This is a genomic window from Rhodobacter capsulatus, assembly GCF_052363185.1.
Taxonomy (GTDB): Bacteria; Pseudomonadota; Alphaproteobacteria; order Rhodobacterales; family Rhodobacteraceae; genus Rhodobacter; species Rhodobacter capsulatus_E.
The window spans coordinates 1,341,124-1,354,824 of the sequence record NZ_CP198955.1 but is presented as its reverse complement, the minus strand read 5'-3'; the positions used below and the strand labels follow the sequence as shown (position 1 = coordinate 1,354,824).

The following is a 13,701-nucleotide window of genomic DNA, read 5'->3' as shown; positions in this document are numbered from 1 at the left end:
CCATGTCCGGTTCGATCATGAAACCGAAGAAATCCGTTGCCCTCTCCGGCGTGGTGGCAGGCAACACCGCTCTGTGCAGCGTGGGGCAGACCGGCAACGACCTGCACTATCGCGGCTTCGACATTCTCGACATCGCCGAGGCCTGCGACTTCGAGGAGGTGGCGCATCTTCTGATCCATGGCACCCTGCCGACGCTGGCGGAACTGGCCACCTATCGCGCCAAGCTGCGGGCGCTGCGCGGGCTGCCGCTGGCCCTGCGCCAGACGCTCGAGGCGATCCCGGCCGCCGCGCATCCGATGGATGTGCTGCGCTCGGGCGTCTCGGCGCTCGGCTGCGTCCTGCCGGAAGCCACGGATCACAACACGCCCGGCGCGCGCGACATTGCCGACCGGCTGATCGCGGTGCAGGGCTCGATGCTGCTGTACTGGTATCACTTCGCGCAGAACGGTCGCCGCATCGAGGTCGAGACCGAAGACGACAGCATCGCCGGGCATTTCCTGCATCTGCTGCATGGCCGCCCGGCGGGCGAAGAAGCCGTGCGGGCGCTGCACACCACGCTCAACCTTTATGCCGAGCACGAGTTCAACGCCTCGACCTTCACCGCGCGCACCATCGCGGGGACGGGATCGGATCTTTATTCCTGCATCGCGGGCGCCATCGGGGCGCTGCGCGGGCCGAAACACGGCGGCGCGAATGAACAGGCCTTCGAGATCCAGAAGCGCTACGCTACCCCCGACGCGGCCGAGGCCGATATCCGCGAGCGGGTGGCCGCGAAAGAGGTGATCATCGGCTTTGGCCATCCGGTCTATACGATCGCCGATCCGCGCAATGTGGTGATCAAGCAGGTGGCGCGGCGGCTGGCGCTGCATCACGGCGCGGTGCGGATGTTCGACATCGCCGAGCGGATCGAACAGGTGATGGCCGAAACGAAGGGGATGTTCCCGAACCTCGACTGGTATTCGGCGGTCTCCTATCATCAGCTCGGGGTGCCGACGATGCTCTTCACGCCGATCTTCGTCATTGCGCGCAGCGCGGGTTGGGGTGCACATGTGATCGAGCAACGGCTGGACGGCAAGATCATCCGCCCCTCGGCCCATTACACCGGCCCCGAAACCCGGGCCTTCCTGCCCCTTGAAGCCCGCGGCGGCCTTTTGAGCGCGCCCAACCGGACGGAGTGACCCCATGCCCTATCTGATCGGTTCCGATCATCCCGAGGCCCCGGCGGGGGCGCGGTTTCGCGCGGCCCTTGCCCGGCCCGGCATCCTGCGCCTGCCCGGGGCGCATAACGGCATGGCCGCGCTGCAAGCCAAGGCCGCGGGGTTCGAGGCGCTTTATCTCTCGGGGGCGGCGATGTCGGCCTCGATGGGGCTGCCGGACCTTGGCATCCTGACGGTGGACGAGGTCGCCTTCTTCATCCGCCAGATCGCCCGCGCCTCGGGCCTGCCGCTCCTGGTCGATGGCGACACCGGCTATGGCGAGGCGCTGAACGTGATGCATATGGTGCGGGTGTTCGAAGAGGCCGGGGCGGCGGCGGTGCATCTGGAAGACCAGCTCTTGCCGAAGAAATGCGGTCATCTGAACGACAAGAAACTGGCAAGTCCGGCCGAGATGGCGGCGAAGGTGGCGGCGGCGGTGCGGGCGCGGCGGCATCTGGTGGTGATCGCGCGCACCGATGCGGCCGCCGCCGAGGGGATCGAGGGGGCGGTGGCGCGGGCGCAGCTTTATGTCGAAGCGGGCGCCGATGCGATCTTCCCCGAGGCGCTGACCTCGGTCGAGATGTTCCGCGCCTTCCGCGCCCGGCTGCCCGGGGTCAAGCTTCTGGCGAACATGACCGAATTCGGCCGCACCCCGGCCCTGACCGCGGCCGAGTTCGAGGAGCTGGGCTATCAGATGGTGATCTGGCCGGTGTCGTCCTTGCGGGTGGCGAACCGCGCGCAGGAGCGGCTTTACACCGCGCTTGCCCGCGACGGCGCCACCACGGCCCTGCTGCCCGAGATGCAGACCCGGGCAGAGCTTTACGCGACGCTGGGCCTTGCGGCTTTCGAGGCGCTGGACGCCTCGATCGCGCAAAGCGTGCTGCCTACGGCCGGTTGACGAAGGGGGTGGCGGTCAGATCTCGACCGCCACCTTGCCCGAGGGACGCGAGCAGCAGGCCAGAATATAGCCCGCGGCGATGTCGTCTTCGGAGATCCCGCCGTTGTGCAGCATCTGCACCTCGCCCGCGGTCTTGCGCACCTTGCAGGTGCCGCACAGGCCGAAGTTGCACCCCGAGGGGATGTTCAGCCCCGCCCGTTTCGCCGCGGCGAGCACGGTTTCGCCGGGCGCGCAGGCGGTGCTGACCCCCGAGGCGGTGAAGCTGATCTCGGCCGCCTCCGGGACCGCTTCCGCCTCCGGCGCAGGGGCGGTCTCGGGCGGGCCGAAGCTTTCCTGATGATAGCGGGTCAGATCAAAGCCCAGCGCCGCAAGGCTGTCCTTCACCCCGCGCATGAAGGGCTCGGGGCCGCAGCAGAACACCTCGCGGTCCAGATAATCGGGCGCCATCAGCCCCAGCATGATCTGGTTCAAACGGCCGCGAAAGCCGTGCCAGACGCTGAAGGGCTCGACCTCCTCGACCGTGAAGCGCAGCTGCAACCCCGGCACACGCGCCGCGAATTGTTCCAGCCGCGGCCGGAAGATGATGTCCGAGGGCCGCCGCGCCGCATGGACAAAGACGATATCGGGCATCTCGCTGCTGTCCCAGGCCCAGGTCGTCATCGACATCATCGGCGTGATCCCCGAGCCCGCCGAGATGAAGAGATATTTCCGCGCCGGATGCTGGCGCAGGCTGAACACCCCCGCCGGCCCATGTGCCCGTAGCCGCATCCCCGGTTTCAGCTGCTCGATCAGCCAGCGCGAGCCCACCGACCCGGGCTGCGCCTTCACCGTCACCGAGAGCGACAAGGGCCGCGAGGGCGAGGAGGAGATCGTATAGGTCCGGCTGACCGGCTGACCCGGCACCGGCAGATCCAGCGTCAGGAACTGCCCGGGCAGGTAGTCGAACCACGCGCCCGAAGGCGCGCGGAAGGTGATCGTGGCGGTATCGGCGGTTTCGGGCACCACCATCGCGCATTCCAGCGGCTCGGCATCGCTCCATGGCGCGCTGGCCCAGTTGATCCGGTCCATCGCTCACTCCGCCGCCAGCGGCGGGGCCAGCCGCGCATCGAGCGTGCCGCAATACCAGTCGACGAACTGGATCACGCCCTCTTCCTGCAGCGTCGAATAGGGGCCGGGCTCATAGGCGGGCGAAAGAATCCCGGCCTGATTTTCCTCGACCACCTGCCGGTCCTCGTCATTCGTCGCCACCCAGACCTCGGTCAACTCGGTCAGGTCGTAATCTACCCCCTCGACGGCATCGCCGGGCACAAGCCAGGTGGTCGTCACCTCGGTCTCGGTGGCCGAGATCGGCAGCACCCGGAAGACGATCGCATGATCGGCCAGGAAATGGTTCCAGGTGTTCGGATAGTGGAAGAACAGCAGGCTTCCGGCATCGTTGAAGGGCATCTCGCCCAGCCGCTGGCCCTTGACCGCGGCCTTGGTGCTCATCGTGTAGCTTTCGGCGCCATTCAGCAGCGGAATGCGCGCCAGCCGCCATTGCATCTGCGGATGATGCACGAAGCGCGAGGGCAGACCGGCCGCCTCGCAGCGCGCCCAATGCGCCAGAATGTCGGGGCTTGCCGCCTCGGGGCCCTCCATCGCGGTCATGCGCGGATTGTCGGAATAGGTCCGGCAGAGCGCGGGATGCGCGCCGCCGCAATGATAGCATTCGCGGTTGTTCTCGATCACAAGCTTCCAGTTCCCCTTCTCGACGATGGTCGAGACATGGGCAACGCGGGCCTCTTTCAGCCCGGCGGGCGCCAGATAGCGGCCCAGCGTGCCCGCCAGATCGGCGATCGCGGGCGGCACTTCGGCCAAGGAAATGAACACCATCCCGCCGATATCGACGCAATGGACCTTTTTCAGCCCATGCGCGGCGGGGTTGAAATCCGCCTGCATATCCTTGGCCCACAGAAGTTTTCCGTCCAGATCATAGGTCCATTGATGATAGGGGCAGACAAGTTTCGGGCTGTTCCCCGTCGCCTTGGCGCAAAGCCGCTGGCCGCGATGGCGGCAGACGTTGTGAAAGGCGCGGATCATCCCGTCGGCGCCGCGCACCAGGATCACCGGATAGGCGCCCACCTGCAGCGTCGCGTAATCGCCGGGCTTGACCAGCTGACAGGCGGGAATGGCGAAGAGCCACTCGCGGTAGAAGATCTGCGTCAGATCGGTCTGGAAGATCCCCGGATCGCAATAAAAGGGTTGCGGCAGGGAATGGTCCTTGCGCCGTGCGGCAAGCTGCGCACGGATGTCGGATGCGTCTGGCATCTAGCACCTCACTTGCCCCTGCCTCCCCGCAAGGGCTGGTTGGATGGATGGGCCCGGGGGCCCGGCGGTCACAGGGCTGGTTTCCGGGCTTGCAATGCGTGCTTTCGCACCCGGGCGCGGCCCCTTCCCGGACCCCGGGGGTCCAGTGGCCTTGCCGTCCCTCATTGCTGACCGTTGCGGGGGCAGCGCCGGTCTTGCACCGGCTTCCCAATTCTCCCGGCCTTGCGGACGGGCACCCTGAGGCTTTCAGACTGACAGATTGTCGCACAAGCCGCGTGCCAAAAACGACGCGCCGTCCGCGCTTTCAGACAGGATCACGCGGCGACCGCAGCGGCGGCGGGCGCGGCCGAGCCCAGCACCGGGGCCAGCCAGCGCTGCACCTCGGCCAAAGCCATGCCCTTGCGGGCGGCGTAATCGGCGGCCTGATCGGGCTCGATCCGGGCAAGACCGAAATAATAGGCCTCTGGATGGCCGATATAGAGCCCCGAGACGGAAGAGCCGGGCCACATCGCCATGCTGTCGGTCAGATGCACGCCGGTCGCGGCCTCGGCCTCAAGCAGCTGGAAGAGCGTCAGCTTTTCCGTGTGGTCGGGCTGGGCCGGATAGCCCGGCGCCGGGCGGATGCCGCGATAGGGCTCGCCCACCAGCTGATCGGGGGCGAAGCTTTCCTCGGGCGCATAGCCCCAATAGTCGCGCCGCACCCGCTGATGCAGGGCTTCGGCCATGGCCTCGGCAAAGCGGTCGGCCAGCGCCTTGACCATGATCGCGGAATAATGGTCATGGGCGGCTTCGAACCGCGCGGCGATTTCGGCTTCCTCGGGGCCGGCGGTGACCACGAAGCCGCCCAGATAATCGGGCACCGTGCCCGCGGGCGCGACGAAATCGGCCAAAGCCACATTCGGGCGGCCCTCGCGCTTGCCGGTCTGCTGGCGCAGGGTGAAGAAAGTGGCCAGATCCTCGGTCCGGGTCTCGTCGGTGTAAAGCCGGATATCGTCGCCCACCGCATTCGCGGGCCAGAACCCCACCACGGCGCGGGGGGTGAACCAGCGCTCGGCAATGATCTGCGCCAGCATCGCCTGCGCATCGGAAAACAGCGCCCGGGCGGCTGCGCCCTTTTCGGCGTCGTCGAAAATCCGCGGATAGACCCCCTTCAATTCCCAGGCATGGAAGAAGGGCGTCCAGTCGATATACCGCGCCACCTCGGCCAGATCCCAGTCGTCGATCACCCGGGGGCCGAAAAACTGTGGCGCGGGCACGGCATAGCCCGACCAGTCGAGCCGCAGCGCATTGGCCCGGGCAGCAGCCAGCGGCAGCCGCACTTTCGCCGCCTCATCCCGGGCATGGCGTATCGCGATCTGGGCATAGTCTTCGCGGATGCCCGCCACATAGCCAGCCTTTTGCGTGGCGCTCAATAGCGCCCCCACCACGCCCACGGCACGGCTGGCATCCAGCACATAGACGGCTTGCCCGCGCCGATAGGCCGGGGCGATCTTGACTGCCGTATGCACCTTCGAGGTGGTCGCGCCCCCGATCAGCAGCGGAATGTCGAAGCCCTCACGCTCCATCTCGGTGGCCAGATGCACCATCTCGTCAAGGCTTGGTGTGATCAGCCCCGAAAGCCCGATCGCGTCGACCTTTTCGGCCCGCGCCACCTCAAGGATCTTTTGCGGCGGCACCATCACGCCCAGATCGACGATCTCGTAATTGTTGCAGGCCAGCACGACGCCGACGATGTTCTTGCCGATGTCATGCACATCGCCCTTGACCGTGGCCATCAAGATCTTGCCCGCACTCTCGCGCCCGGTGCCCCCCCGCGCGGCCTTTTCGGCATCCATATAGGGCAGCAGCACTGCAACGGCCTGTTTCATCACGCGCGCCGATTTCACCACCTGCGGCAGGAACATCTTGCCCGCACCGAACAGATCACCGACGACGTTCATCCCCGCCATCAACGGCCCTTCGATCACATGCAGCGGGCGTTCCGCCAGCTGCCTTGCGGCTTCGGTGTCTTCCTCGATGAATTCGGTAATGCCATTGACCAAAGCATGTTCCAGCCGCTTTTCCACCGGCCAGTCGCGCCAGGCCAGATCGCGGGTCTTTTCCTCGCGCGCGCCGCCGCGGAACCGCTCGGCCACCTCCAGCATCCGCTCGGTCGCGGTGCCGCCCGCCTTCGGCACGCGGTTGAGCACCACATCCTCGCAGGCCTCGCGCAGTTCGGGGTCGATCTGGTCATAGACCACCAGTTGCCCGGCATTGACGATCCCCATGTCCATCCCGGCACGGATCGCGTGATACAGAAACACCGCATGCATCGCCGCGCGCACGGGTTCATTGCCGCGAAAGCTGAAGGACAGGTTCGACACCCCGCCCGAGACATGGGCATGCGGCAGGTTCTGCCTGATCCAGCGCGTCGCCTCGATGAAATCGACTCCGTAGTTGTCGTGCTCCTCGATGCCCGTGGCGACGGCAAAGACATTCGGGTCAAAGATGATGTCTTCGGGCGGAAAGCCGATCTCCTCGACCAGAATGCGATAGGCCCGGGCGCAAATCTGGGTCTTGCGGGCGAAACTGTCGGCCTGCCCCTCTTCGTCGAAGGCCATCACCACCACCGCCGCGCCATAGGCCAGACACAGCGCCGCGTGATGGCGAAAGATTTCCTCGCCCTCCTTGAGGCTGATCGAATTGACGACGGGCTTGCCCTGGACGCATTTCAGCCCGGCCTCGATCACCTCCCATTTCGAGCTGTCAATCATCACCGGCACCCGGGCAATGTCGGGCTCGGCAGCCAGCAGGTTGAGAAAGGCGACCATCGCCGCCTGACTGTCGATCAGCCCCTCGTCCATGTTGATGTCAAGGATCTGCGCACCGTTTTCCACCTGATCGCGTGCCACATCCAGCGCGGCAGCATAGTCGCGGGCGACGATCATCTTGCGGAACCGGGCCGAGCCGGTGACATTCGTCCGCTCGCCGATGTTCACGAAGGGAATGTCGGGCGTCAGGGTAAAGGGCTCGAGCCCCGAAAGACGCAGGTAACGGCTCATAACAGGGCCCTCGGCGGGAAAGGTTTCACGGCTTCCGCGATGGCGCGGATGTGATCGGGGGTGGTGCCGCAGCAGCCGCCGACGACATTGACCAGCCCGTCGCGGGCGAAATCGGCCACCTGCGCGGCGGTCTGCTCGGGGGTTTCGTCGTATTGGCCAAAGGCATTTGGCAGCCCGGCATTGGGATAGGCGCAGATCGCGCAGGTCGCCACGCCCGCCAGTTCCGCTAGATGCGGGCGCATGGCGCTGGCGCCAAGCGCGCAGTTCAGCCCCACGGTGAAGGGCCGGGCATGGGCCACGGAATGCCAGAACGCGGTCGGCGTCTGCCCCGAAAGCGTGCGCCCCGAGGCATCGGTGATCGTGCCGGAAATCATCACTGGCAGCCGCTCGCCGCGCTCGGCGAAAGCCTCGAAACAGGCGAAAATCGCCGCCTTGGCGTTCAGCGTGTCAAAGATCGTCTCGATCAGCAGGATATCGGCGCCGCCCGCGATCAGCCCGCGCACCTGCTGGCCATAGGCCGTGCGCAGATCGTCGAAGGTGACGGCGCGGTAGCCCGGGTCGTTCACATCGGGCGAGAGCGAGGCGGTGCGGTTCGTCGGCCCCACAGCCCCCGCAACGAAGCGGCGCCGCCCGTCGGTGGCCTCGGCGCGGTCCATCGCCGCCCGCGCCACCCGCGCCCCGGCCGCGTTCAGGTCGAAGACCGCGCTTTCCAGCCCGTAATCGGCCTGCGCGATGGTGGTGGCGGAAAAGGTGTTGGTCTCTACGATGTCGGCCCCCGCCATCGCATATCGGAAATGGATCGCCTCGATGGCCTCGGGCTGGGTCAGCACCAGCAGGTCGTTGTTGCCCTTTTGCGGATGATCGGTGGCATGGCGACAGGCGCAGCCCGAGCCGCGACCCAGAAAATCGTCCTCGCTCAGGCCAAGCTGTTGAATCTGCGTGCCCATGGCTCCGTCAAGGATCAGGATCCTTTCGCGAGAAAGGGCTTCAAGCGCGGCGTAAGCCGCCGATCGAGGCCAGTTTTGGGTCAGCATCACACTCTCCACAGGACGAAGAGCAGATAGGCCACAAGTCACCCTGCATCAAATTCATATTCGTCAGCAAAATTATGAGAAACTTTCATGTCTGAGCTTTCCTGATGCCTCCCAGCCACCGCAAGCTCACCCCTCACCGCGCGACGGCCAGAAGCGCGTCAAGATCGAGATCAGCCTCGATTTCGTCGGCAAAGGCGTCCAACGCGGTCTCGATCCGGGCGGCGTGGTCAAGCGATGCGGCGGTGATGCCAAGTTGCGAAAGCCAGTGGCGGCGGAAGTCCCCCGCGCCGAAGATGCCGTGCAGATAGCTGCCCATCACCCGGCCATCGCCGGACAGCGCGCCTTCGGGGCGGCCGTCAAGGTTCAGCCACGGGCGGGCAAGCGCGTGGCCGAAGCTCTCGCCCATATGCATCTCGTAGCCGGTGACGCGGGCGCCGCTGACATGGTCGCGGGCGTCGATTTCGGTCAGACGCTTGGTCGGGCCGATCACGGTTTCAAGGTCCAGAAGCCCCAGCCCCTCGGTTTCGCCCGGGCTTCCTTCGATCCCCTCTGGGTCTCGGACGACCCGACCAAGCATCTGAAACCCCGCGCAAATTCCGACCACGCGACCGCCCCGGCGCAGATTTGCGCGCAGGTCGATGTCCCAGCCCTCGGCCCGCAGGGTGGCCAGCGCGGCGCGGGTGGCCTTGGACCCGGGCAGGATCACCACCGCGGCCTCGGGCGGGATCGGCTGGCCCGGGCGCACCCAGCGCAGATCGACGCCGGGCTCGGCCGCAAGCGGGTCGAGATCGTCGAAATTCGCGATCCGCGGCAGGTCGAGCACGGCAATCACCAGCGATCCTTTCGGGCCGGAGCGACGGGCGAGCCCGAGCGAATCTTCCTCGGGCAGGCGCCGTGCCGCCTCGGACCAGCGCATCAGACCGAGCACCGGCCAGCCGGTCTCGGCGCGGATATCCTCGGCTGCAGGCGCAAAGATCGCGGGATCACCGCGGAATTTCGTCACGATCACGCCGCCCACCCGGGCGCGGTCGGCGGCGGTCCAAAGGTGATGATGGCCGATCACCGCCGCCGTGACGCCCCCACGCGACTCGTCGGTCAGAAGCACCACGGCCAGATCGGCGGCCTCGGCCAGACCCATGTTGGAAATGTCCTGCGGGCGCAGATAGCGTTCCGCGCCGCTGCCGGCTCCCTCGATCAGCACAAGGTCATGGGTGGCCGAGAGACGATCCAGGCTTTCGATCACGCGTGGCCGCAGGCCGGGTTTCAGCGCCTGATAGTCCGCCGCCGAGAACCGCCCCAGAACCTGCCCCTGCACCACGACCTGCGCATCGACGTCGGTTTCGGGCTTCAAAAGCACAGGGTTCATGTGGACCGACAGGGGCTGCCCCGCCGCCCGCGCCTGAAGCGCCTGCGCACGACCGATCTCGCCACCATCCGCCGTGACGGCGGCATTGTTCGACATGTTCTGCGCCTTGAACGGCGCCACCTTGAGGCCGCGCCGGGTGAAGGCGCGACACAGCCCCGCCACCAGCAGGCTCTTGCCCACATCCGAGCCGGTGCCAAGCACCATCAGCCGCCGCGCCCTCATTTGGCGAGCGCCAGAAGCGCATCGAGATCAAGGTCTTGCTCGAGCTGATCGGCCAAAGCATCGAGCGTCGCCTCGATCTGTGCCGCGTGATCAAGCCCCGAGGCGCGCCCGCCCATCGCGCCGATCCAATGGCTGCGAAACCCGTCAGACCCGAAAAGCCCGTGCAGATAGGTCCCCATCACCCGGCCATCAGCGGACAGGGCGCCTTCGGGGCGGCCGTCGAGACGAAACCACGGGTGATCGAGCCCCGGCCCGGTGGTGCGGCCCATGTGCATCTCGTAGCCGCGCAGAACCTGCCCCGAGAGCGTATCGGTCGTCTCAACCTCGGTCAGCAGCTTTTCGCGCGTCATCACGGTTTCCAGATCGAGCAGCCCCAGCCCCTCGGTCTCGCCCGGCGGGCCTTCGATCCCGTCCGGGTCGCGCACGACATAGCCAAGCATCTGAAACCCCGCGCAAATTCCCACCACCCGGCCACCCCGACGCAGATGCGCGCGGATGTCGGTGTCCCAGCCCTGCGTGCGCAGCGTGGCCAGCGCCTGACGGGTGGTTTTCGAGCCGGGCAGCAGCACCACATCGGCCTCGGCCGGGATCGGCTGGCCGTGGCGGACCCAGCGCAGATCGACGCCCGGCTCGGCGCCCAAGGGGTCAAGGTCGTCGAAATTCGCCACGCCATCAAGATGCGGAACGGCGACGATCAGCCCTGCGCCAGCGCCGGTCGCCGGGCGTTCCAGCGCGAGCGCATCCTCGGCCGGAAGCTGCGCGGCCCCCTCGAACCAGCGCGCGACGCCCAGAAACGGCCAGCCGGTCAGTTCGGTCATGGTCCGGCAGGCGGGTTCGTAAAGCGAGAAATAGCCGCGGAACTTGTTGACGAGAATGCCTTTCACCCGCGCCCGCTCGGCTTCGTCATGCAGCATCCAGCTGCCCACGACGGCGGCCAAGGCACCCCCCCGGTCGTTGTCGGTGAGCAGCACCACCGGCAGATCGGCCTCCTCGGCCAGCCGCATGTTGGTGATGTCGCATTGCTTGATCCAGGTCTCGGTCGCCGCCCCCGCGCCTTCGACCAGCACCAGATCGGCCTCGGCGGCGACGCGGCGGTAGCTGTCGATCACCGCGGGCAGCAGGAAGGGTTTCAAGTGGTGGTAATGCCGCGCGGGCCAGTTGCCCAAGGCCCGCCCGCGCAGCACCACCTGCGAGCCAACCAGCGCCTGCGGCTTCAGAAGCACCGGGTTCATGTGGATCGAAGGCGCCAGCCCGGCGGCCCGCGCCTGCAAGGCCTGCGCCCGGCCGATCTCGCCGCGGCGGGGGCCGTCGGGTCCGGGGGGCAGATCGCTGTCCACGGTGACGGCGGCATTGTTCGACATGTTCTGCGCCTTGAACGGCGCCACTTTCAGCCCGCGCCGGGCATAGGCGCGGCACAGCCCCGCGACAAGAAGGCTCTTGCCGACGTCGGAACTGGTGCCCTGGATCATCAGCGCCCGTCCGCGACGGGGCGGGGGTGGCGTCAGCAACGGCACATCAAGGTCCGGCAGCGGCGGCACCGGGTCATGGTCGGGAAGCGAAAAGGTCATTGCAGGGTCCGTTCAGGCGGCAGAAATCAGGTGGAAGAAGCTGCCCGTCACCAAGCCGCGGGCAGAGCCGGTCTCGGGTACGGGATTGCCCTCGGCATCGGTCAGGCGGGCCAGCGGCGGATCGGTCTGGCGCAGCACGCGCGAGAGGTGAAACTCGTGGCCCATCAGCTGCGCACCGATGCGATGGCCGGGCAGCGGCGCCAGAAGCTCGGCGCGGCGATAGCCCAAAACCATCTGCGGGCGCTCGAAACTTGTCACGAGGCCCAAAAGCCCCGCCATCTGATGGGAGTGGCCGTCGGCGTCGATCAGCGCCTCGCCCAGAACCATGTAGCCGCCGCATTCGCCATGTACGGGTTTGGCCTGCGCATGGCGGCGCAGCCCGGTCAGAAAGGTCTCGGCCGCAGCGATCTGACCGGCATGCAGCTCGGGATAACCCCCCGGCAACCAGACCAGATCGGCCGTCGCATCCGGGGCCTCGTCGGAGAGCGGCGAAAAGGGCAGGATCTCGGCCCCGGCCCTGCGCCAAGCCTCGATCAGATGCGGATAGACAAAGGAAAAGGCCGCGTCCCGGGCCAGCGCAATGCGGCCCGCGGGCGGATCGGGCCAGCGCCCCGGACCAAGCGGAGGGCCGGATTTCGCCGCAAGGATAAGGCCGTTCAGATCGGCATGATCGGCAACAAAGGCCGCCATCCGGTCCAGCCGCGCGTGCAGATCCGCCTGTTCGGCGGCCTGAACAAGGCCCAGATGCCGCTCGGGCAGGGCCAGATCGGATCGGCGCGGCAGCGCGCCCAGAACCGGGATGCCAAGCCGCGCCATCTCGGTGCGGATCATCACTTCGTGGCGTGCGCCCCCAAGGTTGTTCAGCACCACCCCGGCAAAGGGCGGCGCGTCGGGGTATTGGGCGAAGCCCCGCGCCACCGCGCCCGCGGATTGCGCCTGAGCCGCGACATCGAGCACCAGCACCACCGGCCAGCCAAAGCGACGGGCAATCTCGGAGGTTGCCCCTTGGCCAGAAAGCCCGGGGCTCTCGGTGGCGTCGTAAAGCCACATCGAGCCCTCGAAAATTGTCAGATCGGCGCCCTCGGCCATCCCCACCACGGCAGACAGCGCCGCCTCCCCCATTGCCCAACTGTCGAGGTTGAACGCCTGTCGACCCGCCGCCACAGCATGAAACGCCGGGTCGATGTAGTCGGGGCCGTTCTTGAACGGCTGCACCGTCAGCCCCGCCCGCACCAGCGCCCGGATCAGCCCCAGCGTCAGCGTGGTTTTCCCCGCGCCGGAGGCGGGCGCGGCAATCGTCAGCCCGCGCGGGGCTGCCCCTGTCGGTATCGTCATTGCAGGACCACGGCCCCGGTGACGATTTCGGCCGCAACGGTGACATAGGCCCCGCTGCCCGAGCCGAGCAGCACCGCCACCGGCACCTCGGCGGCGACATCGCCCCAAAGCCGGGTGCCCTCGGCGGTTGCCCGCCAGACCACCGGGCAAAGCCGCGCGTCGCAAGCAAGATTGGCCGAGCCGATCAGCTCGAACTCGGCACCGACCGGAGCAATGGCGATCGCGGCGTCAAGACGGGTCAGAAAGGCAAGGCCCGGGGCGCAAGGCGCGTTGCAATGACGGCAGGCGGTGCAATGCAGGATGCGGTGCGGGCGCAATCTGGCCGGGGCGCCTCCGTCAGCCATGACGAGCCTGCCCATGTGCAGCCGCGACAGCCTCGGCGGCTCCCGGCAGGGGTTTCGGGCGGGGCGTCGGAGGATCGGTCTGCGGCTTGCCCGACCAGGGCTGCGGATATTCCAGCCATTTCTGGATGAAGTTCCACGATTGCTCATGCCCGTCATGCGGCAGGGTGCAGGCGGAACAATCCTTGCGCACCAGCCCGTTGCGGTCGGTATAGGTCTGATAGGGCCCGGGGCAGTCGTAGCCGATCAGCGGGCAGTAGCAAAACAGGCAGTTGAAGGCCCGCTTCACCCCCGGATGACAGGGCAGAAACGGGCAATTCGTATTGGTGAAGCCCTTGAAGGCCTCGTTCGTGGTCGTGTCTTTCGGCTCCATACCGTTCCTGTGGCATTGGG

The 13,701-nt window shown here is 67.1% G+C and carries 11 protein-coding genes and 1 riboswitch; of the genes, 2 read left to right on the top strand and 9 right to left on the bottom strand.

From position 1 onward, the window contains the following. The first annotated feature begins 2 nt into the window (after window positions 1-2). Window positions 3-1,178 carry a bifunctional 2-methylcitrate synthase/citrate synthase gene (gene prpC, locus ACTTAG_RS06840; protein ID WP_444464760.1) on the top strand — a complete coding sequence of 392 codons (1,176 nt, stop codon included), beginning with the start codon at window positions 3-5 and terminating at the stop codon, window positions 1,176-1,178. Between the two features lie 4 nt (window positions 1,179-1,182). Continuing rightward, window positions 1,183-2,094, top strand: a complete 912-nt coding sequence (prpB, locus tag ACTTAG_RS06835; protein WP_444464759.1) for a methylisocitrate lyase — start codon at window positions 1,183-1,185, stop codon at window positions 2,092-2,094. Between the two features lie 15 nt (window positions 2,095-2,109). On the opposite strand, the gene ACTTAG_RS06830 is transcribed toward prpB, so the two are convergent. The 9 genes from ACTTAG_RS06830 to ACTTAG_RS06790 all read right to left on the bottom strand — a co-directional run bounded on the left by ACTTAG_RS06830 (window position 2,110) and on the right by ACTTAG_RS06790 (window position 13,681). After that, window positions 2,110-3,162, bottom strand: a complete 1,053-nt coding sequence (locus tag ACTTAG_RS06830) for a 2Fe-2S iron-sulfur cluster-binding protein (protein WP_444464758.1) — start codon at window positions 3,160-3,162, stop codon at window positions 2,110-2,112. Window positions 3,163-3,165: 3 nt separating this feature from the next. Beyond that, window positions 3,166-4,401, bottom strand: a complete 1,236-nt coding sequence (locus ACTTAG_RS06825) for an aromatic ring-hydroxylating oxygenase subunit alpha (protein ID WP_444464757.1) — start codon at window positions 4,399-4,401, stop codon at window positions 3,166-3,168. Between the two features lie 57 nt (window positions 4,402-4,458). Further along, a riboswitch (cobalamin riboswitch) is annotated at window positions 4,459-4,656 on the bottom strand. A 59-nt stretch (window positions 4,657-4,715) separates the two neighbouring features. Beyond that, the gene (gene metH / locus ACTTAG_RS06820) at window positions 4,716-7,442 is read right to left on the bottom strand and encodes a methionine synthase (protein ID WP_444464756.1); all 2,727 of its coding nucleotides are present in this window, start codon (window positions 7,440-7,442) and stop codon (window positions 4,716-4,718) included. After that, window positions 7,439-8,476 carry a homocysteine S-methyltransferase family protein gene (locus ACTTAG_RS06815; RefSeq protein WP_444464755.1) on the bottom strand — a complete coding sequence of 346 codons (1,038 nt, stop codon included), beginning with the start codon at window positions 8,474-8,476 and terminating at the stop codon, window positions 7,439-7,441. Before ACTTAG_RS06815 ends, metH begins: the two co-directional genes overlap by 4 nt. 133 nt (window positions 8,477-8,609) lie before the next feature. Further along, window positions 8,610-10,064, bottom strand: a complete 1,455-nt coding sequence (locus ACTTAG_RS06810) for a cobyric acid synthase (protein ID WP_444464754.1) — start codon at window positions 10,062-10,064, stop codon at window positions 8,610-8,612. Beyond that, window positions 10,061-11,632 carry a cobyric acid synthase gene (locus ACTTAG_RS06805; RefSeq protein WP_444464753.1) on the bottom strand — a complete coding sequence of 524 codons (1,572 nt, stop codon included), beginning with the start codon at window positions 11,630-11,632 and terminating at the stop codon, window positions 10,061-10,063. Before ACTTAG_RS06805 ends, ACTTAG_RS06810 begins: the two co-directional genes overlap by 4 nt. Window positions 11,633-11,644: 12 nt before the next feature. Beyond that, complete coding sequence (locus ACTTAG_RS06800) at window positions 11,645-12,967, bottom strand: cobyrinate a,c-diamide synthase (protein ID WP_444464752.1); 1,323 nt, start codon at window positions 12,965-12,967, stop codon at window positions 11,645-11,647. After that, window positions 12,964-13,311 (bottom strand): hypothetical protein, encoded by a 348-nt coding sequence (locus ACTTAG_RS06795; RefSeq protein ID WP_444464751.1) that lies wholly within the window; start codon window positions 13,309-13,311, stop codon window positions 12,964-12,966. Before ACTTAG_RS06795 ends, ACTTAG_RS06800 begins: the two co-directional genes overlap by 4 nt. Next, on the bottom strand, window positions 13,304-13,681 hold the full coding sequence (locus ACTTAG_RS06790) for a cysteine-rich small domain-containing protein (protein WP_444464750.1): 378 nt from the start codon (window positions 13,679-13,681) through the stop codon (window positions 13,304-13,306). The genes ACTTAG_RS06795 and ACTTAG_RS06790 overlap by 8 nt, the downstream gene beginning before the upstream one ends. Between the last annotated feature and the right edge of the window lie 20 nt (window positions 13,682-13,701).

Bases quoted from the DNA above. Each gene is read 5' to 3' on its own strand.
- prpC (WP_444464760.1), top strand. From the start codon at position 3: ATGTCCGGTTCGATCATGAAACCGAAGAAATCCGTTGCCCTCTCCGGC.
- prpB (WP_444464759.1), top strand. From the start codon at position 1,183: ATGCCCTATCTGATCGGTTCCGATCATCCCGAGGCCCCGGCGGGGGCG.
- ACTTAG_RS06830 (WP_444464758.1), bottom strand. From the start codon at position 3,162: ATGGACCGGATCAACTGGGCCAGCGCGCCATGGAGCGATGCCGAGCCG.
- ACTTAG_RS06825 (WP_444464757.1), bottom strand. From the start codon at position 4,401: ATGCCAGACGCATCCGACATCCGTGCGCAGCTTGCCGCACGGCGCAAG.
- metH (WP_444464756.1), bottom strand. From the start codon at position 7,442: ATGAGCCGTTACCTGCGTCTTTCGGGGCTCGAGCCCTTTACCCTGACG.
- ACTTAG_RS06815 (WP_444464755.1), bottom strand. From the start codon at position 8,476: ATGCTGACCCAAAACTGGCCTCGATCGGCGGCTTACGCCGCGCTTGAA.
- ACTTAG_RS06810 (WP_444464754.1), bottom strand. From the start codon at position 10,064: ATGAGGGCGCGGCGGCTGATGGTGCTTGGCACCGGCTCGGATGTGGGC.
- ACTTAG_RS06805 (WP_444464753.1), bottom strand. From the start codon at position 11,632: ATGACCTTTTCGCTTCCCGACCATGACCCGGTGCCGCCGCTGCCGGAC.
- ACTTAG_RS06800 (WP_444464752.1), bottom strand. From the start codon at position 12,967: ATGACGATACCGACAGGGGCAGCCCCGCGCGGGCTGACGATTGCCGCG.
- ACTTAG_RS06795 (WP_444464751.1), bottom strand. From the start codon at position 13,311: ATGGCTGACGGAGGCGCCCCGGCCAGATTGCGCCCGCACCGCATCCTG.
- ACTTAG_RS06790 (WP_444464750.1), bottom strand. From the start codon at position 13,681: ATGGAGCCGAAAGACACGACCACGAACGAGGCCTTCAAGGGCTTCACC.